This window comes from Phenylobacterium sp. (assembly GCF_013822795.1).
Classification (GTDB): domain Bacteria; phylum Pseudomonadota; class Alphaproteobacteria; order Caulobacterales; family Caulobacteraceae; genus Phenylobacterium.
This window is the reverse complement of the sequence record NZ_PNLB01000008.1, coordinates 78217-96471: the sequence shown is the minus strand read 5'-3', so window position 1 is coordinate 96471 and position 18255 is coordinate 78217. Positions and strand designations below refer to the sequence as shown.

At 68.0% G+C, this 18255-nt stretch carries 20 protein-coding genes; 9 read left to right on the top strand and 11 right to left on the bottom strand.

Features of this window, described 5'->3' with window-relative positions; genetic code table 11:
* Positions 1 to 77: 77 nt before the first annotated feature.
* Positions 78 to 530, top strand: a complete 453-nt coding sequence (locus tag C0481_RS09140; protein WP_293402864.1) for a sugar O-acetyltransferase — start codon at positions 78 to 80, stop codon at positions 528 to 530.
* Positions 531 to 654: 124 nt separating this feature from the next.
* Positions 655 to 2175: a hypothetical protein gene (locus tag C0481_RS09135; protein WP_293402862.1), complete on the top strand. Its 1521-nt coding sequence runs from the start codon at positions 655 to 657 to the stop codon at positions 2173 to 2175.
* 4 nt (positions 2176 to 2179) lie between these two features.
* Here the strand turns inward: C0481_RS09135 and C0481_RS09130 are convergent, their stop codons facing one another.
* On the bottom strand, positions 2180 to 2689 hold the full coding sequence (locus C0481_RS09130; RefSeq protein WP_293402860.1) for a response regulator: 510 nt from the start codon (positions 2687 to 2689) through the stop codon (positions 2180 to 2182).
* A 142-nt stretch (positions 2690 to 2831) separates the two neighbouring features.
* Here C0481_RS09130 and C0481_RS09125 point away from each other — a divergent pair, with 142 nt between their 5' ends.
* Positions 2832 to 4100 carry an MFS transporter gene (locus C0481_RS09125; RefSeq protein WP_293402858.1) on the top strand — a complete coding sequence of 423 codons (1269 nt, stop codon included), beginning with the start codon at positions 2832 to 2834 and terminating at the stop codon, positions 4098 to 4100.
* Positions 4101 to 4263: 163 nt separating this feature from the next.
* On the opposite strand, the gene C0481_RS09120 is transcribed toward C0481_RS09125, so the two are convergent.
* A complete protein-coding gene (locus C0481_RS09120) occupies positions 4264 to 5289 on the bottom strand; it encodes a DUF2804 domain-containing protein (RefSeq protein ID WP_293402856.1) in 1026 nt (341 codons plus the stop codon).
* Positions 5290 to 5431: 142 nt separating this feature from the next.
* Between C0481_RS09120 and C0481_RS09115 the strand changes: the two genes are divergently transcribed.
* From C0481_RS09115 to C0481_RS09105, 3 genes are read left to right on the top strand one after another with little or no spacing between them, the layout of a single operon-like run.
* Positions 5432 to 5830 carry an SRPBCC family protein gene (locus C0481_RS09115; RefSeq protein ID WP_293402854.1) on the top strand — a complete coding sequence of 133 codons (399 nt, stop codon included), beginning with the start codon at positions 5432 to 5434 and terminating at the stop codon, positions 5828 to 5830.
* A 59-nt stretch (positions 5831 to 5889) separates the two neighbouring features.
* Complete coding sequence (locus tag C0481_RS09110; RefSeq protein ID WP_293402852.1) at positions 5890 to 6360, top strand: hypothetical protein; 471 nt, start codon at positions 5890 to 5892, stop codon at positions 6358 to 6360.
* 45 nt (positions 6361 to 6405) lie between these two features.
* On the top strand, positions 6406 to 6819 hold the full coding sequence (locus tag C0481_RS09105; RefSeq protein WP_293402850.1) for a hypothetical protein: 414 nt from the start codon (positions 6406 to 6408) through the stop codon (positions 6817 to 6819).
* On the opposite strand, the gene purQ is transcribed toward C0481_RS09105, so the two are convergent.
* Genes purQ through purC form a run of 5 tightly spaced genes read right to left on the bottom strand, consistent with a single transcriptional unit; the run spans position 6816 to position 9365 of the window.
* Positions 6816 to 7478 (bottom strand): phosphoribosylformylglycinamidine synthase subunit PurQ, encoded by a 663-nt coding sequence (purQ, locus tag C0481_RS09100; RefSeq protein ID WP_183773605.1) that lies wholly within the window; start codon positions 7476 to 7478, stop codon positions 6816 to 6818. The genes C0481_RS09105 and purQ overlap by 4 nt on opposite strands.
* Positions 7479 to 7488: 10 nt before the next feature.
* Positions 7489 to 7974, bottom strand: a complete 486-nt coding sequence (locus tag C0481_RS09095; protein ID WP_293402848.1) for a DUF3291 domain-containing protein — start codon at positions 7972 to 7974, stop codon at positions 7489 to 7491.
* Positions 7975 to 7987: 13 nt separating this feature from the next.
* Entirely contained in the window at positions 7988 to 8368 is a 381-nt protein-coding gene (locus tag C0481_RS09090) for a hypothetical protein (protein WP_293402846.1), read from the bottom strand.
* On the bottom strand, positions 8365 to 8607 hold the full coding sequence (purS, locus tag C0481_RS09085; protein ID WP_183773609.1) for a phosphoribosylformylglycinamidine synthase subunit PurS: 243 nt from the start codon (positions 8605 to 8607) through the stop codon (positions 8365 to 8367). The genes C0481_RS09090 and purS overlap by 4 nt, the downstream gene beginning before the upstream one ends.
* A complete protein-coding gene (gene purC, locus C0481_RS09080; RefSeq protein ID WP_056023569.1) occupies positions 8607 to 9365 on the bottom strand; it encodes a phosphoribosylaminoimidazolesuccinocarboxamide synthase in 759 nt (252 codons plus the stop codon). Before purC ends, purS begins: the two co-directional genes overlap by 1 nt.
* Before the next feature lie 245 nt (positions 9366 to 9610).
* Here purC and C0481_RS09075 point away from each other — a divergent pair, with 245 nt between their 5' ends.
* Entirely contained in the window at positions 9611 to 9934 is a 324-nt protein-coding gene (locus C0481_RS09075; RefSeq protein WP_293402838.1) for a DUF1476 domain-containing protein, read from the top strand.
* A 168-nt stretch (positions 9935 to 10102) separates the two neighbouring features.
* Here C0481_RS09075 and C0481_RS09070 read toward each other — a convergent pair whose 3' ends face one another.
* Both C0481_RS09070 and C0481_RS09065 read right to left on the bottom strand, forming a co-directional pair.
* On the bottom strand, positions 10103 to 11551 hold the full coding sequence (locus C0481_RS09070) for a coniferyl aldehyde dehydrogenase (RefSeq protein ID WP_293402836.1): 1449 nt from the start codon (positions 11549 to 11551) through the stop codon (positions 10103 to 10105).
* Positions 11552 to 11644: 93 nt separating this feature from the next.
* Complete coding sequence (locus C0481_RS09065) at positions 11645 to 13189, bottom strand: arylsulfatase (protein WP_293402834.1); 1545 nt, start codon at positions 13187 to 13189, stop codon at positions 11645 to 11647.
* 225 nt (positions 13190 to 13414) lie between these two features.
* Here C0481_RS09065 and C0481_RS09060 point away from each other — a divergent pair, with 225 nt between their 5' ends.
* Complete coding sequence (locus C0481_RS09060; protein ID WP_293402832.1) at positions 13415 to 14425, top strand: calcium-binding protein; 1011 nt, start codon at positions 13415 to 13417, stop codon at positions 14423 to 14425.
* Positions 14426 to 14525: 100 nt separating this feature from the next.
* A complete protein-coding gene (locus tag C0481_RS09055) occupies positions 14526 to 15764 on the top strand; it encodes an acetyl-CoA C-acetyltransferase (protein WP_293402830.1) in 1239 nt (412 codons plus the stop codon).
* Positions 15765 to 15797: 33 nt separating this feature from the next.
* Here the strand turns inward: C0481_RS09055 and C0481_RS09050 are convergent, their stop codons facing one another.
* Positions 15798 to 16943 carry an MFS transporter gene (locus tag C0481_RS09050; RefSeq protein ID WP_293402828.1) on the bottom strand — a complete coding sequence of 382 codons (1146 nt, stop codon included), beginning with the start codon at positions 16941 to 16943 and terminating at the stop codon, positions 15798 to 15800.
* The gene (locus tag C0481_RS09045; RefSeq protein ID WP_293402826.1) at positions 16940 to 18202 is read right to left on the bottom strand and encodes a hypothetical protein; all 1263 of its coding nucleotides are present in this window, start codon (positions 18200 to 18202) and stop codon (positions 16940 to 16942) included. Before C0481_RS09045 ends, C0481_RS09050 begins: the two co-directional genes overlap by 4 nt.
* Positions 18203 to 18255 lie beyond the last annotated feature (53 nt).

The following is an 18255-nucleotide window of genomic DNA, read 5'->3' as shown; positions in this document are numbered from 1 at the left end:
AGAGAATGTTGGCCGGCGAGCTCTATGACGCGAGCGACCCGGAGATTTAGGCCGACCACGCGGGCGCCGTCGCCTGGATGGCCCGCTTCAACGCCCTCGACCTGCCGATGGACCAGCGCCACGCCGTGCTCGCCGAGCGGCTGGCCTTCGCCGGCAAGGGGGCGACGATCCGCCCGCCGTTCCACTGCGACTACGGGTTCAACATCAGCCTTGGCGACGGGGCGTTCCTGAACTTCAACTGCGTGATCCTCGACGTCGTGGCGGTCACCATCGGCGCCAAGACCCAGATCGGGCCCGGCGTGCAGATCCTGACCGCCGATCATCCCCGCGACGCCGCCGAGCGCGCCGGCGGACTGGAGTTCGGCCGGCCGATCAGCATCGGCGCCAATGTGTGGATCGGCGGCGGGGCGATCATCCTGCCGGGCGTGCGCATCGGCGACGACGCCCTCATCGGGGCCGGGGCGGTGGTGACCCGCGACGTGCCGCCCGGCGCCACCGTGGTCGGAAACCCGGGCCGGGCCCGCGCATAGCCGTTCCAGGCGTCTGACCGCTTCGTGCATGGCCGTGCTCGGCGAGCGACGTCACGTCGCCGACTTTGCATAGAAAAGCCCCCGTCGACGCATAGCATTTGTGACGAACCGCAGGGGGCGAACAATGCGCATTGGTCTGGGATCTCGGGCGTGGCTGCTGGCGAGCGCGATGAGCGCGCTGGCGCTGGGCGCGCAGGCCGCGCCGCGGCTGGACACGATGCTGAAGCCGGTCCGCGACGGCGGGGCCGAGGTCACGGCCATCGAGGTGAAGACCGAGATCGCAGGCGCTGAGGGCGATGGGCTCGTCCTCTCCGCGCCGGTCGTCTACGCCGGCGTGCGCGGCGTCGCCGAGCGGGTGCAGAACCTGGTCGTCACCGACGCCAAGGGCGTTGTGCCGCTGGTCTCCGTCGACGATCCGGCCGCGCCCGGCGGCTTTCCCTATTTCCGTCATTGGACCGCCCAGCGCGCGGTCTCCTATCCGGTGAAGATCAGCTACCGCTCGGCGGTGCAGCCGGCCGGCGCCCCGCAGGGCCCGCCCTTCGGCATCCGGCCTTCGGGCGGCGGCGTCAGCGGCGCTGGCGCCGGCTTCCTGATCCTGCCTGAGAAGCTGGGCGAGACGCAGCTGAACGTTCGCTGGGACCTCAGCGGTCTGGCCAAGGGCTCGAGCGGGGTCGCCTCGTTCGGCGACGGCGACGTTGCGTTGACCGGCGATCCGGAGAAGCTGCGCCAGGCCTGGTACATGGCCGGGCCGATGGGGCGCTATCCGAAGAGCGGCGACATCGACGGCTTCAGCGGGACCTGGCTCGGCCAGGCGCCGTTCGATCCGGCGGCCGAGCTCGAATGGTCCGGCAAGCTCTACCAGCAGCTCGACAAGGACTTCGGCTACCTGAAGCCGGCCCCGCGCTACCGCGTGTTCATGCGCTTCCTCGACACCCCGCCGGTCGGCGGCGGCACGGCGCTGGCGAACTCTTTCATGCTCTCGCGCGGTTCGGCCCCGCGCGACCCGTCCGAGCAGGGGCCGCGCACGACCTTCGCCCACGAGATGATCCACCAGTGGGTCGGCGGCATCGAGTCGCCGGGCGCCGTCGGGATCAGCAGCTGGTTCAGCGAGGGCCTGACCACCCACTTCACGGCGCTCGCCCCCATGCGCGCCGGTTTCTCCACGGTCGACGAGTATGGCGAGCAGATCAACGCCATGACCCGCGGCTACTGGGGCAGCGAGGCGCGCGGCTGGTCGGCCGAGAAGATCGCCACGGCCGGCTTCGGCTCGGAGAGCATCCGCCACGTGCCCTACAACCGCGGCGCCCTCTACTTCGCCGACCTCGACGCCAAGATCCGCGCCAAGTCGGGCGGCAAGCGCAAGCTGGACGACCTGCTCGCGCCGATGTTCGTCAGCCGCGAGAAGGGCGCAGCCTTCGACCACGAGGCCTGGAAGGCGATGGTCGGCGGCGAGCTGGGGCCAGAAGCGGTCGCCACCTTCGAGAAGGTCGTGCTCGGCGGCGAGATGCTGGTTCCGGACGCCGGCGCGTTCGGGCCGTGCTTCACCCGCGAGGCGGCCACCTACGAGGTCGGCGGCGTTCAGGTGCAGGGCTATCGCTGGGTCCGCGTCGCCTCGGTTCCCGACGCCGCGTGCCGGGCCTGGTAGCCGCCTAGAGCTCCAGCACGCCGGCCTGGTCGACGGCCCGGCGCATCGGCCCGGTGTAGCCGGTCGGCGAGCGGCGCCGCCGCCGGTCGGGCCCGAAGAAGTCGGTGGCTGCGACGTAGGGGCGGGGGCGCAGGATCACCGACTCCAGCCGCTTGAGAATGTCGCGGGCGGTGACCGGCTTGGCGAGGAACTCGTTGACGCCGCGGTCACGCGCGGCGTTCAGGCGCGGCAGGTCCGAATGGCCGGTCAGCATGATGATCGGCAAATAGCGCGCCTCGCCGGGCAGGGCCCGAACCCGCGAAATGAAGTCGAGGCCGTTCATCGTCGGCATCTCATAATCGACATAGGCGAGATCGACGGGCTGGCTCATCAGCTGGTCCAGGCCATGTCGTCCGTCGGTCGCGTAGTAGAGCCGCCCGACGCCGGCGGCGGCGAGAACCGTGCCGATGATCGTGCGCATCTGCTCGTTGTCGTCGACGACCAGTATTCGCAGAGCCCCAAGTCCTTGCGTCACTTTCCCGTCTCCGGCGAATCTATGTGCTGATAGACGCCAATCGGGCGAACTGTCGCAACCCCCGCAGCGCAGTTTTCACAGCCCGCGCCTTGACCTGACAGGCGTCTGGCGCGAAGCGAAACGCCAATCATTGGGGGTGTGGATGTCGAAGACTGTTGAGGCGCCGTCGACGCGGCGGGTCCTGGGCGCGAGCCTGGTCGGCACCGCGGTCGAATTCTACGACTTCTACATCTATGCGACCGCCGCCTCCCTGGTGTTCGGGCCGCTGTTCTTCCCGGCCGCCTCGCCCTCGATGCAGCTCTTGTCGTCCTACGCCAGCATGGCGGTAGCGTTCTTCGCGCGCCCGGTCGGGGCGATCGTGTTCGGCCACTACGGCGACCGCATCGGGCGCAAGTCGACCCTGGTCGCCTCGCTGCTGCTGATGGGCGCCTCGACGGTATTGATCGCCTTCCTGCCGACCTATCAGCAGGCCGGCTGGCTGGCCCCAGTCGCGCTCTGCATCCTGCGTTTCGGCCAGGGCTTCGGCCTCGGCGGCGAGTGGGGCGGGGCGGCGCTGCTGGCGGTCGAGAACGCCCCGCCCGGCTGGCGCGCGCGCTATGGCATGTTCCCGCAGCTCGGCGCGCCGGTCGGCTTCATCGCCGCCAACGGCCTGTTCCTGATCCTCGGCATGCTGCTGTCGCCCGAGCAGTTCCAGGCCTGGGGCTGGCGCATTCCGTTCCTGGGCAGCGCCCTGCTGGTCGGGGTCGGCCTCTGGGTCCGCCTGAAGCTCACCGAGACCCCGGCCTTCTCCAAGGCCCTGGCCGAGGAGAAGCCGTCCGACGTGCCGCTGGCCGAGCTGTTCAAGCGCCACCTCATGCCCACCCTGGCCGGCACCTTCGCGGTGGTGGCCTGCTTCGCGACCTTCTACCTCGCGACCGCCTTCGCGCTCGGCTACGGCACCCAGACTCTGGGCTACAGCCGCGAGACCTTCCTGGGCGTGCAGCTGGGGGCGATCGGCTTCATGGCGCTGGGCATCATCCTGGCCGGCTATTGGTCGGACGCCAGCAATCCGCGCCGGGTTCTGATGGCCGGCTGCTTCATGGCCATCGCGGTCGGCGCGCTGATGGCGCCGATGATGGGCTCCGGCTCGCTGCTCGGCTGCTGGGCGTTCCTGTCGCTGGCGCTGCTGACCATGGGCTTCGTCTACGGCCCGCTGGGCGCGTTCCTGCCGGGCCTGTTCCCGGCGCGGGTGCGCTACACCGGCGCTTCGATGGCGTTCAACGTCGGCGGCATCATCGGCGGCGGCCTGACCCCGCTGGTCGCCCAGGCGCTGTCGACGCAGGGCGGCCTGGTCCCGGTCGGGATCTACCTCGCCGTGGCGGCGCTGATCAGCCTGGTGGCCCTGCTGCCGCTGAAGCAGCAGCAGGCCTAGCATCGAGAGTCATCCCGGTTTCGGCGCAGCCGAAGACCGGGACCCATTCGCGCTATTCGAGCAGGGTGGGGCGGGGCCGAGCCGCCTTCTGATCCATCCGGTGTTCATGGGTCCCGGTCTTGCTTCGCAAACCGGGATGACACGGGCGGGGCGAGGCCCTTCGCTACCAGTGGTTCTCGACCTCTTCGGCGAAGCCGATCAGGTCGCGGACCTGCAGCCGCGTGCCGTCGTCCAGCACCGCGACGCCTGAGAACTTCCCGAACACCTGGTGCTGGCGGCTGCTGACCGGCCCCATCGCGAAGTCGGCGTGGCGGTCGACGATCGGCTCGAAGCTCATCTCGAAGCGGCCGTCGCTGGAGGTGAAGCGCCAGGGGCCGCTGTCGTGGGCGCCGTCCGGCAGGTGGAACTCCAAGTCGGTCAGCTTGTGGGCCTTGCCGTCAAAGAACAGGATGTTCTCGGACGCGGCCGAGGTGTCGCCGAAGCCGTAGCCGATGTTGAAGCCGAACGGCTTGCCGTCGACCAGGCCCGAGGCCGAGCCCCAGTACCAGGTGTTGTCGTAGGTCCAGACCCCGCGGCCCCAGTCGAGCACCGCGAACGCGCTCGTGGGCTCGAACTCGTAGCGCTTGCCGGCATAGATCACGTGGCCCGAGGCCGGCATGCAGTTGATCTTCTGATTGTAGTAGAACGCGCTCGCCTGCTCGGCGAAGGGCGTGGCGATGACCATGCGGTCCATCGGCGGCTGGGCCAGGACGATCTCGCCGGAGATGCCGGCGCCCTTGTCGAAGCTCGGCGCATCGAAGGTCAGCACCCGGCCGCCAGGGGCGAAGCGGAAGGCGATCTCCATCTTCGGATGGACGTGGACGATGTCGCCGGCGTCGGCGCTGGGCGGCAGGTTCATGGCGCCGTGCGGGGCGGGCAGCCCGACGCCGCCGTTGACGAAGCTCCTGGCCTGGAAGTCCATCCACGAGACGCCGAGGAAGCCCATGTGGCCATTGTCGGCGACGGTCAGCGCCAGCCCGAAGTCGGGAGAGAGGATGGCGTAGTAGTCCCACTCCTTGATCGCCGTATGGTCATGGGCGACGCCGATGGCGGCGCGCTCGTAGCGGCGGACCTCGCTGGGCGCCCAACCGCGCTCGACCAGATGTCCGTTCGCGTCGAGCAATGCGCCCGATCCCATCAGCTTCTGCATGTCGCCTCCGCAGCTTGTCGGGGGTGTGCTTACGGCATGACGCAACGGCAGCGCAAAGCCTGCCGATAGGGTCCGATAGCCGCCAGAAACCGCCGGCCCGGAGGGCTATTGTCCCTGCAAAATCAATCCGCGGAGATTTCCCATGGTCACGATCCTGCGAGACGTGTCGGTAAACCTGCCGATAGCCGACGTCTGGGAGCGCTTACGACAGGTCGGCCAGGCGCACGAACTGTTCGCGGGCGTGCTGGTCGACGGCCGCATCGACGGTGACCTCCGGACGGTCACCTTCGCCAACGGCATGGTGGTGACCGAACAGATCGTCGGCGTCGACGAGCCCTCGATGCGGGTCGCCTACAGCGTCGTCGACGGGCCGTTCACGCGGCACGCGGCCTCGATGCAGGTCGTCGCGGACGGGCAGGGAAGCCGGGTCGTGTGGTTCAGCGACATCAAGCCCGACGCCTTGGCGGACATGGTGACGCCGTTGATGGAGGCCGGCCTGGCGGCGCTGAAACGCAACCTCGAAGGCGCGCAGCCGGATTGACCGGCGATCCTCGTGGGCGTATCGATATTGCGAGTCATTCGCAATAAAGGAGCGCTCCCATGGCCATCGCCCCCCTCGCCGCGGCTTCCCTCCGCGTCGGCCCCCAGGGTCTGGCGGTGTCCGAACAGCTGGTGCTGGCCTCGCTGCGGGCCTGGGCGCGGGCCCGCATGGCCGGCGATGATCCGCGCGAGCTGGTGCAGCCGGGCCTGACGCACGTGAGCTCCAGGCCCGTGGCCAGCGTGTTCGTCGCGCTGATGGAGCACATCGAGCGCAACGCCTTGCGGTCGATGGAGGTGCATTGCGTCGCCTGCGGCGGCTATTCGCAGGACGAGCAGCGGGTGGTGCTGGCCTGCGGCGTCGCCCGCACCGCGCCGGACGTAGCCTTGCAGCTGCTGCGGCCGCTGGTCGGCGCGCCGGAGGCGCCGGTGCTGCTGGCCCGGACCCTCAACGTCGCGCTCTGCAACGCCGGCTTCCCGATGCCGGTGCGGATGTGGGACGACGATGCGGGCGTGTCCGCCACCGTGCACTGAATTCGCGCGCTGGAATCGCGCCGTCATCGGGTCTAGGCAGGCCCGATGAATGACAATGATGACGAACTCGGGTTCGACGGCGGCGGTTATGACGCCGAGGACTGGTCGCGGCTGAAGCCCTTCACCGGCGCGGTGGCGACGCTGGAGGATGTGCAGAACCGCGTGGCGATCTTCGCGCTGGGCGACACCAGCGGCGGGCGACCGATCGACATGGAACTGCCGCAGCCGGTGATCTGGTGGGAGGACGACGGGGAAGTCGCCGCCGTCGCCGTCCAGGCCGAAGCGCACCACTCCGAAGACGGCGAAACCATGGAGGTGCTCGGCCTGGTGCTGCCCGATGGCGGCGGCGCGGTGGCGTTGCTGGAAGACGTCGACCTGGTCGACGACAGCGATCCCGTCTGGCGCCGGCTGGTCACCGAGGCGATCGGCGACGAGACCGGCGAAGACGACGAGGACTAGGCGCTGGCGAGCGCGCTCTGGAAGAGGATCGCGCCGTCGGCCGAGCCCAGCTCGGCTTCGAAGGCGCGGTCTGGGTGCGGCATCAGGCCGATGACGTTGCCGCGCTTGTTGACGATGCCGGCGATGTCGCGCGACGAGCCGTTCGGGTTGTCGAGGTAGCGGAAGACCACCTGGCCTTCGCCCTCCAGCCGGTCGAGGGTTTCCTCGTCGGCGAAGTAGTTGCCCTCGCCGTTGCCGACGGTCATCTCGACCTCGCGGCGACCGGCATAGCCGGCGGTGAAGCGGGTCTGGGCGTTGGTGACTTCCAGCGCCACCGGCTTGCAGACGTACTTGAGCTTCTCGTTCCGCAGCAGGGCGCCGGGCAGCATTTTCGACTCGGTCAGCACCTGGAAGCCGTTGCAGATCCCCACCACGGCGACGCCGCGATCGGCTGCAGCGCGGACCTCGGTCATCACCGGGGCCAGCGAGGCCATGGCCGCGCAGCGGAGGTAGTCGCCGTAGGAGAAGCCGCCGGGCAGCACGATCAGATCCAGGCCCTGGGGCAGCTGGGTCTCGGCGTGCCAGACCATGTCGACCTTGGCGCCGGTGGAGCGTTCGACGGCGACCTTGCAGTCGCGATCGCAGTTGGAACCCGGGAATACGATGACGGCGGCTTTCATGGGCGGCCCTTTACGCGCATTTGTCGAGAATTGGGAGGGGGGAGGTGGTCGCATCCGGCGCCGGATGCGGCGCGCGGAAGGTGAAGGCGTCCGGACCCGGGCCGTTGGCCCGCAACAGCTCGAGCCGCGCGACCGCTTCGGCGAGCGTCGGCGCGTGGCCGACGGGAACCCACCAGAGCGCCATGTAGGCCTCGATCTCGTGGAACCACTCGGCGCGGCGGCGCATGATCTCGACGTGGCCCGAGCGATAGACGAACGCGCCCAGCGCGGCAGGGCTTTCCCAGACCGAGAGGTTGGTGATGATCAGCGGGTCGTCGAAGGCGACGAGGTCGGTGGCGTCGTTTCCATCGCCGGTCAGCCGCCAGACAAAGCCTGGCGAGCTTTCCGCCAGGGCGTTGATGCGGTCGAGGTTGTTCTTGAAGTCCGCCGTCTCGGGCGCGTCGATCGGCGCCTTCAGCCGGGCCACATTGATCTGGGCGAGGTGATAGCCGCTCAACGGTAGTGCCCCCTCATCTGGCGCTCAGGCTCTCCAGATAGGTCATCACCTGATCGAATCCAGCCTTGTCGCCATAGGCGCAGCCGGTGTTCTTCATGACCTTGCGGCCGTTTTCCTGCGCCCCTTCCTGCTTGAAGACCGCCGGATGGCCGGGCGCGCCGGGCTGGGTCAGGACGAAGGCCTCGCCGCCGCCCTGGACGTTGTAGAAGCGGTAAGGCTCGCCGCGCTCCTGCGGCGCGGGGATCAGGCCCGGCTGGGCCAGCACCTTGGCCGACAGGGCCTCGTAGGAGAGCGAGCAGTCGAGCGCCAGCCGCGGCCGGGGCGGTTCAGGCTCCGGCGCGCAGGCGGTCAGGATCAGTGGGAGAATGGGGAAGAGGGCGACTAGCCCTCTCACGCCACCTCGATCCGGTAGCTTTCGATGACGGTGTTGGCGAGCAGCTTCTCGCACATGTCCTTCACCTGGGCCTCGGCGGCGGCCTTGTCGGTCGCGTCCTTCAGGTCGAACTCGATGGTCTTGCCGACGCGCACGCCGTCGACCTGCGGCCAGCCCAGGCCGTGCAGAGCGCTCTCGACGGCCTTGCCCTGAACGTCCAGCACGCCGGGCTTCAGGAACACATGAACTTTCGCGCGCACTAGTGCAGGCCTCCTTGGATGACAGTAGGCATCTCTTTCATGATGCCGAGACGACGGGCCACTTCGGTGTACCCCTCGATGACGTCGCCCATGTCGCGGCCGAAGCGGTCCTTGTCCAGCTTCTCGTTCGTCTGGCTGTCCCAGAGGCGGCACGAATCGGGGCTGATCTCGTCGGCCAGGATCACCCGCGAGAAGTCGTTCTCGTAGATGCGGCCATACTCGACCTTGAAGTCGACCAGGGTGATGCCGACGCCGGCGAACAGCCCGGTGAGGAAGTCGTTCACCCGCAGGGTCAGGGCCATCATGTCGTCGATCTCCTGGGTCGAGGCCCAGTTGAACGCGGTGATGTGCTCTTCGGCGACCATCGGGTCGCTGAGCTTGTCGTCCTTCAGGTAGAACTCGATGATCGAGCGCGGCAGGGCCTGGCCTTCGGGCAGGCCGAAGCGTTGCGACAGGCTGCCGGCCGCCACGTTGCGGCAGACGACCTCAAGGGGGATGATCTCAACCTCGCGGATCAGCTGCTCGCGCAGGTTCAGCCGGCGGATGAAGTGGTTCTGAACCCCGATGGAGTTCAGCTTGGTCATCACGTACTCGCTGATGCGGTTGTTGATGACGCCCTTGCCTTCGAGGATCGCCTTCTTCTGCGAATTGAACGCGGTGGCGTCGTCCTTGAAGTACTGGATCAGGGTCCCGGGCTCGGGGCCCTCGTAGAGGATCTTGGCCTTGCCTTCGTAGATCTTCTTGCGGCGGGTAGTCATGTGCGCCTTCTCCCAGAGCGAGGGCTTGGCCGCCAGCGGAAAAACGAAAAACGCGCGCAGTTCGATGCAAACGCGCGCGGCTCCGACCGTATGGCCCTCTCACTCATATGAGGCCCGAAAAAACTAACGGATTGGCCGGCGCGGCGCAAACGGCGCAAGAGCCGCAGCGCCTCATCGTGCGTTTACGTTGCTACGGCGCGGCTCACGGGATATGCAACGCCGACCGACCGCCTACTGGGGAACACATGACGACCTTCGACGATCGCGAGCGTGGCTTTGAAAAGAAGTTCGAGCTCGACCAGGAGCAAGAATTCAAGGCTGGTGCTCGTCGCAACCGCATGCTGGGCGAATGGGCCGCTGGTCTGATGGGCCTGGGTGTCGACAGCGTCGCCGAATACGCCAAGGCCGTGGTCAAGTCCGACTTCGAGCTGCCGGGCGACGAAGACGTGCTGCGCAAGGTGTTCGAGGACCTGAAGGGCTCGGGCGTCGCCGTCAGCGAAGGCGAAGTGCGCATGAAGATGGACGAACTGATGGCTCAGGCTCGCGAGCAACTGCGCGCGGGCGAGTAGGCCTTTCCAGCATTGCACGAAAAGAGCGCCGCCCCTCGGGGCGGCGTTTTTTGTTGGATGCGTCGCGGGCCGCGATTTCCAGACGTCGCCGTCTAGTCGCCGAGTCCGCCGCCGGCGAGAGCGGGACGAGCGCCGCCCGCCCCGCCGATTCGGAACTGGCGGCCCCGGTCAGCGCTTCAGCTGGCCGTCCAGGTACTTGCGAATGGCCGGACCGTACGGCGGGCGCATCTGCTGCAGCGGCTTGTCGGCCTTGATCTGCCGGTAGATCGACTTGGCGTGGCTGAACTCGCGGAAGCCGTCGACGCCGTGATAGCTGCCCATGCCCGACGGCCCGACCCCGCCGAAGGGCAGATTCTCCTGGGCGACGTGGAAGATGACGTCGTTGACCGTCACCCCGCCGGAGGTCGTGCTCGCCAGCACCTTCTCGCGTTCGGCTTCGTCGGAGCCGAAGTAATAGAGGCCCAGCGGCCGCTCGCCCTTGTTCACATAGGCGATGGCCTCGTCGATGCCGGAATAGGTCTTCACCGGCAGCACCGGGCCGAAGATCTCCTCCTGCATGACCTTCAGGTCGTCGCTGGGGTCGATGATCAGGGTCGGGGCGATCTTCCGATGTTCCTGCTGCGACAGGTCCTCGCCCTCGGGCTTCAGTTCGATCACCCGCGCGCCCTTGGCCTTGGCCTCGTCGATGTAGCCCTTGATCCGGTCGTAGTGCCGTTGGGCGACGATGGCGGTGTAGTCGGGGTTGTCCTTCAGGGTCGGGAACATCTTCGACACCGAGGCCTGGGCCCCGGCGATGAACGGCTCCAGGCTTTCCTTGGGCGTCAGGACGTAGTCGGGGGCCAGGCAGATCTGCCCGGCGTTCAGCGTCTTGCCGTTCATGATCCGCGCCGAGGCGACGCCGATGTCCGCCGACTTGCCGAGGATCACCGGGCTCTTGCCGCCAAGTTCCAGGGTCAGCGGCACAAGGTTTTCGGCGGCCGCGCGCATCACGTGCCGCGCGATCGAGGTGGCGCCGGTAAAGATCAGATGGTCGAAGGCGAGCGAGGAGAACGCCTGGCCGACCTCAGGGCCGCCGGTGACTACGGCGATTTCCTCTTCGGCGAAGGCGCCGGCGAACATCTTCGCCATCAGCTCCGACGTGGCGGGGGTGAACTCGGACGGCTTGATCATCGCCCGATTGCCGGCCGCCAGCACCCCGGCCAGCGGCCCGAAGGTCAGGTTCACCGGGAAGTTCCACGGGCTGATGATCCCGACCACGCCCTTGGGCTGGAAGCGGATCTCGGCCTTGGCGCCGAACAGGCCGAGAATCGCCGGCGTCGGCTTGCGCTTTTCGGGCCGCATCCACTTGGCCAGATGATCCTTGGCGTGTTTGAGCGGGCCGATGGACGCGGCGATGTCGGTGAAGGCGGTCGCCTCGCGCGAACGCGAGCCAAAGTCCTGGTTGATCGCGTCCTCAATGGCCGCGCGGTTGTCGATCAGCAGCGCAATCGCGCGGTCGATGCGATCGATGCGGACCTGGGCGGAGGGCTCTCCGTCACGCAGGTGAGCGGCCTTCTGCCTGGCCAGCAGGCCGTTCATCGCAGCAGCGTCCATAACGTTAGTCTCCTCCCCGAGCATCCGGCGGATGTTCGGATAGTGACGTTACGGAATGGAAGGGCGGCGCGATAGGCGCGGGACGGCGGGCCAGAACCGCCGCCCCGGCCTTGTCGCTCAGGAGGCGCCGGTCGTGGACGCTTCCTGAAGCGCGGTGATCGCGTCGTCGATCGTGAAGGTGTTCGGCTTCTGGATGGGCGGGAAATCCTTGAACGTCGCGGCCCATTGGTCGGCGATCGCCCAGGCCCCGTAGAGCATGTAGGCGTGGTAGAGGAACCACTCGTAGTAGCTGTTCGAGGTGACGTCCGCGAACTCGTAGGGGTCGGTTCGCAGGTTGAACAGCTTGGGCAGGCGCAGCCGGGTGAACGGCTCGGCCCAGATCTGCATGGTGCCTTGGCACCGCTGCTCCATGAACACGACTTTCCAGTTGTCGTAGCGGACGCCCAGGATGTCGCCGTCGTCGCTGATGTAGACGAACAGCTTGCGCGGGCTCTCCTTCTCCTTGCCGGTCAGGTAGGGCAGCAGGTTAAAGCCGTCGATGTGGTTCTTGTAGGTCCGGCCGCAGGCCTGGTAGCCCTTCTTGACCTTTTCCACGATGTCCGGTTCGCCGGCGATGGCCAGGAAGGTCGGGAACCAGTCGTGGTGCTGGACGATCTCGCGCGATACCGAGCCGGCCTCGACCTTGCCGGGCCAGCGCACCAGCTTCGGAACGCGGAAGGCGCCTTCCCAGTTGGAGTTCTTCTCGCTGCGGAACGGGGTCATGCCGCCGTCCGGCCAGCTGTTGCGGTGCGGCCCGTTGTCGGTCGAGTACATGACGAAGGTGTCGTCAGCCAGGCCCAGCTCGTCGAGATAGTCGAGCAGGTCTCCGACGTTCTTGTCATGGTCGATCATGGTGTCGTGGTAGGGCGACTGCCAGCGGCCGGCCTGGCCCAGGCTCGACTTCTTGGTGTGCGTGAACATGTGCATGTGCGTGGTGTTCACCCACACGAAGAACGGCGTATCGGCGTCGTTCTGGCGCTTGATGAAGTCCTTGGCCGCGGCGACGAATTCGTCGTCACAGGTTTCCATCCGCGCCTTGGTCAGCGGGCCGGTCTCTTCAATCTTCTGCTTGCCGACCTTGCCCCAGCGCTCGTGGACGGTCGGATCGTCGACATCGGTCGCCCAGGAGTGAATGACGCCCCGCGGGCCGTTCTTCTTGCGGAAATTCGGGAAGTCCTTGTCGGGGAAGTAGTCGTACATCTCCGGCTCTTCCTCGGCGTTGAGGTGGTAGAGGTTGCCGAGGAACTCGTCGAACCCGTGGTTAGTCGGCAGCATCTGGTTGAGGTCGCCCAGGTGGTTCTTGCCGAACTGCCCGGTCGCGTAGCCCTGGTTCTTCAGCGCGCCGGCGATGGTTAGGATCTTGTCGCTCATCCCGACCGGCGCCCCAGGCGCGCCGACTTTCGACAACCCGGTCCGCAGCACGCTCTGGCCGGTGATGAACGACGAGCGGCCGGCCGTGCAGGACTGTTCGCCGTAGGAATCGAGGAACATCATCCCTTCCTTGGCGAGGCGGTCGATGTTGGGCGTGTCGTAGCCCATCAGGCCGTGGGAATAGCAACTGAGGTTGCTGATCCCGATGTCGTCGCCCCAGATGACGAGGATGTTCGGCTGCTTGGCGGCCATGGCTACGCTCCGATTGCTGCGAGCCGCCAGAGAAGCTGTCGCCGGGCAAGCCAGGGATCGGGTGAAACCCCAGGACGTCGCGCGCGATACCCTGGCCTCATAGGCGGGGCTGCGGCGTGGCCGGATTTTCCTAATTCGTCTTAACACCGCGCCACTTGCGCGCGTTGGCCATTGACGCGCGTCTGGGGCGAGCCCGTCATGCCGGCGAACCGACGGGAGCATGTGATGGCGTTTCTGAAGGCCGGCGCCAGGTTTGGCGTCAACATGGACACCATTGATCTCAATATTCTTTTCAGCGGCGTGGTCACCCTGGCCAACACCGGGCGGATCTACTCTGACGGCGCCTTCGGCGACCGGGTGGCGCTGTTCGGGAACTTCAGCTTCGACGGCGCGGGCCGTCTCGCGGGCGGCGAGCTGAGCCATATCCAGGAGAACCTGTCCGGCTACCTGCATTTCGACGTCTCGGGATTTTCCGCCTCGGCGACGCGCATCGTCGGACTGGCCGCGGACGGCGACATGCCGACGGCGTTCCAGATCATCCTCAACGGCGACGACAGCCTATTGGGCGCCTCGCACGACGACATACTGCGCGGCTTCGACGGCCATGACACCATCGACGGCGGCGGCGGCTACGACATCATCTATGGCGGGGCGGGGAACGACGTCATTGTCAGCGGGACCAACTACGGGCCCGGCGACAGCTATATGCGGGGGGACGCGGGCGAGGACTCGATCGTCGGCGGCATCCGGTTCGACGACATCAACGGCAACACCGGCCGCGACACCATCCGCGGACGCGAAGGCGACGACTGGGTGGTCGGCGGCCAGGACGGCGACCTGCTCTATGGCGACGAGGGCGCCGACCAGGTCTACGGCAACATGGGCGACGACACCGGCTTCGGCGGCGAGGGAAATGACACCCTGCGCGGCGGCCAGAACTCGGACGTGCTGTACGGCGAGGGCGGCGACGACTTCATCAGCGGCGACCGCGGAACCGACACCGTCGCCGGCGGCAGCGGGGCTGATATCTTCAACACATTTGCGGGCGCGGGCATCGACCGGGTGCTGGACTTCAATGCCGGCGAGGGCGACCGGGTTCGGGTCGAGGGCGGCGTCGCCTATACCGTCAGCCAGGTGGGGAGCGACGTACTCGTCAACCTGGGCGGCCCGGACGTGCTGATCCTGGCCGGGGTGCAGCTGTCGTCGCTGCCGGGCGGTTGGATCTTCTCGGCCTGAGGCCTGCGACGCATTTGCGCTGGACTGACGTGGCGGCGGGTGGACGACTGTTCCTCCAAACGAACCGGCGCGCGCCGGAGACACCAGGAAGGAACACGATATGCCCGAGGCCCTGATCATCGACGCCTGTCGCACGCCACGCGGCATCGGCAAGGTCGGCAAAGGCGCGCTGGCCGACTTTCACCCGCAGCACCTGGCGGCCACGGTTCTCAAGGCGCTGGCCGAGCGCAATAACCTGAAGACCGGCGAAGTCGACGACATCATCTGGGGCACCTCCAGCCAGCGCGGCAAGCAGGGCGGCGACCTCGGCCGCATGGCCGCGCTCGACGCCGGCTATGACGTCAAGGCCAGCGGCATGACCCTGGACCGCTTCTGCGGCTCGGGCATCACCACGGTGAACCTGGCCGCCGCCCAGATCATGTCGGGCATGGAAGACCTGGTGATCGCCGGCGGCACCGAGATGATGTCCTACACCTCCTCGACGGGCGATCCGTCGACGCCGCCGATGATGGACGGCGGCAACCTGCGCCTGCGCGCGCGCCATCCGCAGAGCCAGCAGGGCGTCTGCGCCGACGCCATCGCCACGCTCGAGGGGATCCCGCGGCAGGCGCTCGACGAACTGGCCCTGCTCAGCCAGCAGCGCGCCGACGTGGCGATCCGCGAAGGCCGCTTCGACAAGTCGCTGGTGCCGGTCTATCGCGAGGACGGCTCGTTGGCCCTGGACCGCGAGGAGTTCCCGCGTCCGCAGACCACGCTGGAGGGCCTCTCGGCCCTGAAGGCGTCGTTCGAAATGATCGCCAATGTGCCGGTCGACGACAAGGGCACCACCTATGGCGACCTGATCCGCCAGGTCTATCCGGACCTGAAGATCACCCACGTCCACCACGCAGGCAATTCGTCGGGCGTGGTCGATGGGGCGGCGGCGGTGCTGCTGGCCTCGCCGGCCTACGCCGCCAAGAACGGCCTGAAGGCGCGCGGCCGGGTGGTGGCCATGGCGAACATGGGCGACAGCCCGACCCTGATGCTGAATGCCCCGGTGCCTGCGGCGCAGAAGGTGCTGGCCAAGGCCGGCCTGACCATCGACGACATCGACCTGTTCGAGATCAACGAGGCCTTCGCGGTCGTGGCCGAGAAGTTCATCCGCGACCTGAAGCTCGACCGTGAAAAGGTCAATGTGAACGGCGGGGCGATGGCGCTGGGCCATCCGATCGGCGCCACCGGTTCGATCCTGATCGGCACCGTTCTCGACGAACTGGAACGCCGCGACCTGAAGCGCGGGCTGATCACCATGTGCGCCGCCGGCGGCATGGCCCCGGCGATCATCGTCGAGCGCATCTGACGACAGCGGGCCCGGGGGAGCCGTCCCTCGGGCCTATGCGCCCTTGCGCAGGCGCCAGGCCAGCACCGCGAAGCCGAAACAGGCTGCGGCGGCGAACAGCGGCAGGCCCTGCGGGGTCGCCTCCATGGCCAGGCCGGCCGTGGCCGGGCCGAGCAGGGCTCCCAAGCCCCAGGCCAATGACATCACCGCATAGATCCCGACCAGGTCGCCGCCGCTGAAGCGGCCGCCGACATGGGCCAGCGCGATGGTGTAGACCCCGACGAACACCCCGCCCCACAGAAAGATGGCCGGATAGGCCAGGTAGGGATCGGGCAGGATCAGCGGCCAGACGAGCGCTCCGCCTGCGGCCAGCAGCGCCAGGCTGACCAACAGTCGGCGGCGGTCGACGCGGTCGGCCAGCCAGCCGATCGGCAACTGCAGCAGCACCGCCCCGACCAGCAGCGTCGAGAGCAGCCGCGCCGCGCCCGGTTCGTTCCAGCCCGAGTGCATGGCGTAGATGGCGAAGAAGCTGAGGCCGGCGGTCTCGATTGCGGCGTTCAGCGCGGTGGCGGCGATCCCGACCGGGGCGAGCTTCAGATAGGCCAACGGCCGCACGGTCGGCGGCTCGTCGAAGCGGGGCGCGTGCACCCTCGAGAGCGCCATCACTGCGAAGGCCGTCAGGGTGATGCCGGCGCCGATCAGGTAGGCCGTGGCTCCGTCGGTCCCGACCACCGAGAGGACCATCGGCCCGACCGCGTAGCCGAGCGACAGGGTGGCGGTGTAGGCGGCCATGGTGCGGCCGCGGCTCTCCTCGGTGGCCATGCCGTTCAGCCAGGCCTCGGAGCTGACGAACAGCAGTTCGGACGCGAGACCCAGACAGAAGCGCAGCGGGAACCACAGCCAGATCCACGGCGCGGCCGGGAACAGCGCCAGCACCACCGCGGCGGCCGCCAGCGCCGTCAGGCTGAGGCTGCGCAGGCCAAAGCGCGCCGCCAGTCGCGGCAGAAAGACCGCCACCAGCAGCACGCCGAGCGCGTACATCGCCGCATTCAGGCCGATGGCCCCTTCGCCCAGGCCGCGCTTGACCAGGTTCAGCGAGATCAGCGGCGAGACCAGGCCGTAGGTAAGTCCGAAGATCGCCGCGGTGGCGATGACCACGCCGATCGCAAGCGGCCGGGGGGCGGCTCGAACTTCGCTCACGCCGACCGCGCCTTCGGCTGGGTGACGGCCTGCAGGCGAGTGGCGTAGTCGAGCACCAGCCCGGGCGTCCAGGTCATGCTCTCGGCCCGGCCGCGCAGCAGGGCCAGCAGGTACATGTTCGGGTCGAGAAACAGCCGCAGCAGACGCGTCCCCGGCCGTTCATGCCCAAAGACGCCCTCGATCGCCGAATCCAGCGCCATGACCACGGTCGAGGAGCAGTTGCGGCGGGTCAGGTTGTAGGTGTCGTCCTGGCTGTAGCCGCGCCAGAACTGGGCGAGGGCCTTGCGGTTGTAGCGGTGAAAGTTGATGTGTCGATCGGGCGGACACCAGTCGGCGACTTCGGCCTCGTGCGAGGGCAGGAAGCGGCCGCGGATGTCGTTCTCCGAGGTGGCGCGCAGTATGTGCGAGAAATCGGTCGGCGAGTGGTCGATCTCTACGCCCGGATAGTGGCTCACATAGAGTTCGGGCGGGCAGTCGAGCGCCGAGTGGCCGGTCGAGATGACCCCCTTGCGATCCACGGCGGCGACGTAGCGGTCGACCACCGGCCGGCGGCGCGGATCCAGCGCCGAGCCGATAGGCGTCCAGACGTAAACGGTCATCGGGTCGGAGTGCGCCCAGGGCGCCTCGGCGTCGGGGTCCGGCAGCGGCGTGCGGGCGTGCCAGTTCCAGTGCGAGAATAGCGGCAGGGCGGTGACTGAGGCGCCCGGCGGCAGCAGCCGGAGCTGGCGGCCGAGGCGGAAGAAGGCCAGTCCGGTCATGGTCAGCGCCAGGCCCAGGCAGAACGGCGCTGTCAGGTGATGGTGGAAGGGCCAGTCGGCGAAGATCATCGCCGAGAGCGCCAGCTCGCCCAGCGCCCCGGCCACCGCCCAGCGCCACGTGCGGAAGCGCACCGTCGCCGCGGTCAGGATCCGCAAGCCGCCGTCGAGGGCGAAGGCCGTGCCGAGGATCACCGTCGCGCCGATGTTGCGATCGGACGGGAAGTTGTAGGCCAGGAAGCCGCAGACCATGAAGACCAGCCCGCGCAGCACGGCCGGGCGGCTGCGGCGCGCGCCGACGAACAGCGCGGCTGCGAGGTCGATCAGGCCGTAGACGAACAGCACCGCGCCGACCACGTCGATCGTGAAGATGTCGACCCCGTTCCAGACGTCGGCGACCAGCACCGCCCCGAAGGCGATGCAGACCAGCCCCAGCGCCACAAGGGTGCGCCAGTGGGGCTGGAGCGCCTTTGCGCCGATCAGAAGCAGGGCGAGGTGGACCATCTAGGGCGCCATAGAAGCACCGATCGCCGCGCGGCGGGAGTGGGGCGAACGCT

Bases quoted from the DNA above. Each gene is read 5' to 3' on its own strand.
- C0481_RS09055 (WP_293402830.1), top strand. From the start codon at position 14,526: ATGCCCGAGGCCCTGATCATCGACGCCTGTCGCACGCCACGCGGCATC.
- purC (WP_056023569.1), bottom strand. From the start codon at position 9,365: ATGACTACCCGCCGCAAGAAGATCTACGAAGGCAAGGCCAAGATCCTC.
- C0481_RS09070 (WP_293402836.1), bottom strand. From the start codon at position 11,551: ATGCTCGGGGAGGAGACTAACGTTATGGACGCTGCTGCGATGAACGGC.
- C0481_RS09065 (WP_293402834.1), bottom strand. From the start codon at position 13,189: ATGGCCGCCAAGCAGCCGAACATCCTCGTCATCTGGGGCGACGACATC.
- C0481_RS09075 (WP_293402838.1), top strand. From the start codon at position 9,611: ATGACGACCTTCGACGATCGCGAGCGTGGCTTTGAAAAGAAGTTCGAG.
- C0481_RS09105 (WP_293402850.1), top strand. From the start codon at position 6,406: ATGAATGACAATGATGACGAACTCGGGTTCGACGGCGGCGGTTATGAC.
- C0481_RS09115 (WP_293402854.1), top strand. From the start codon at position 5,432: ATGGTCACGATCCTGCGAGACGTGTCGGTAAACCTGCCGATAGCCGAC.
- purQ (WP_183773605.1), bottom strand. From the start codon at position 7,478: ATGAAAGCCGCCGTCATCGTATTCCCGGGTTCCAACTGCGATCGCGAC.
- C0481_RS09125 (WP_293402858.1), top strand. From the start codon at position 2,832: ATGTCGAAGACTGTTGAGGCGCCGTCGACGCGGCGGGTCCTGGGCGCG.
- C0481_RS09140 (WP_293402864.1), top strand. From the start codon at position 78: ATGGCCCGCTTCAACGCCCTCGACCTGCCGATGGACCAGCGCCACGCC.
- C0481_RS09060 (WP_293402832.1), top strand. From the start codon at position 13,415: ATGGCGTTTCTGAAGGCCGGCGCCAGGTTTGGCGTCAACATGGACACC.
- C0481_RS09045 (WP_293402826.1), bottom strand. From the start codon at position 18,202: ATGGTCCACCTCGCCCTGCTTCTGATCGGCGCAAAGGCGCTCCAGCCC.
- C0481_RS09110 (WP_293402852.1), top strand. From the start codon at position 5,890: ATGGCCATCGCCCCCCTCGCCGCGGCTTCCCTCCGCGTCGGCCCCCAG.
- C0481_RS09135 (WP_293402862.1), top strand. From the start codon at position 655: ATGCGCATTGGTCTGGGATCTCGGGCGTGGCTGCTGGCGAGCGCGATG.
- C0481_RS09120 (WP_293402856.1), bottom strand. From the start codon at position 5,289: ATGCAGAAGCTGATGGGATCGGGCGCATTGCTCGACGCGAACGGACAT.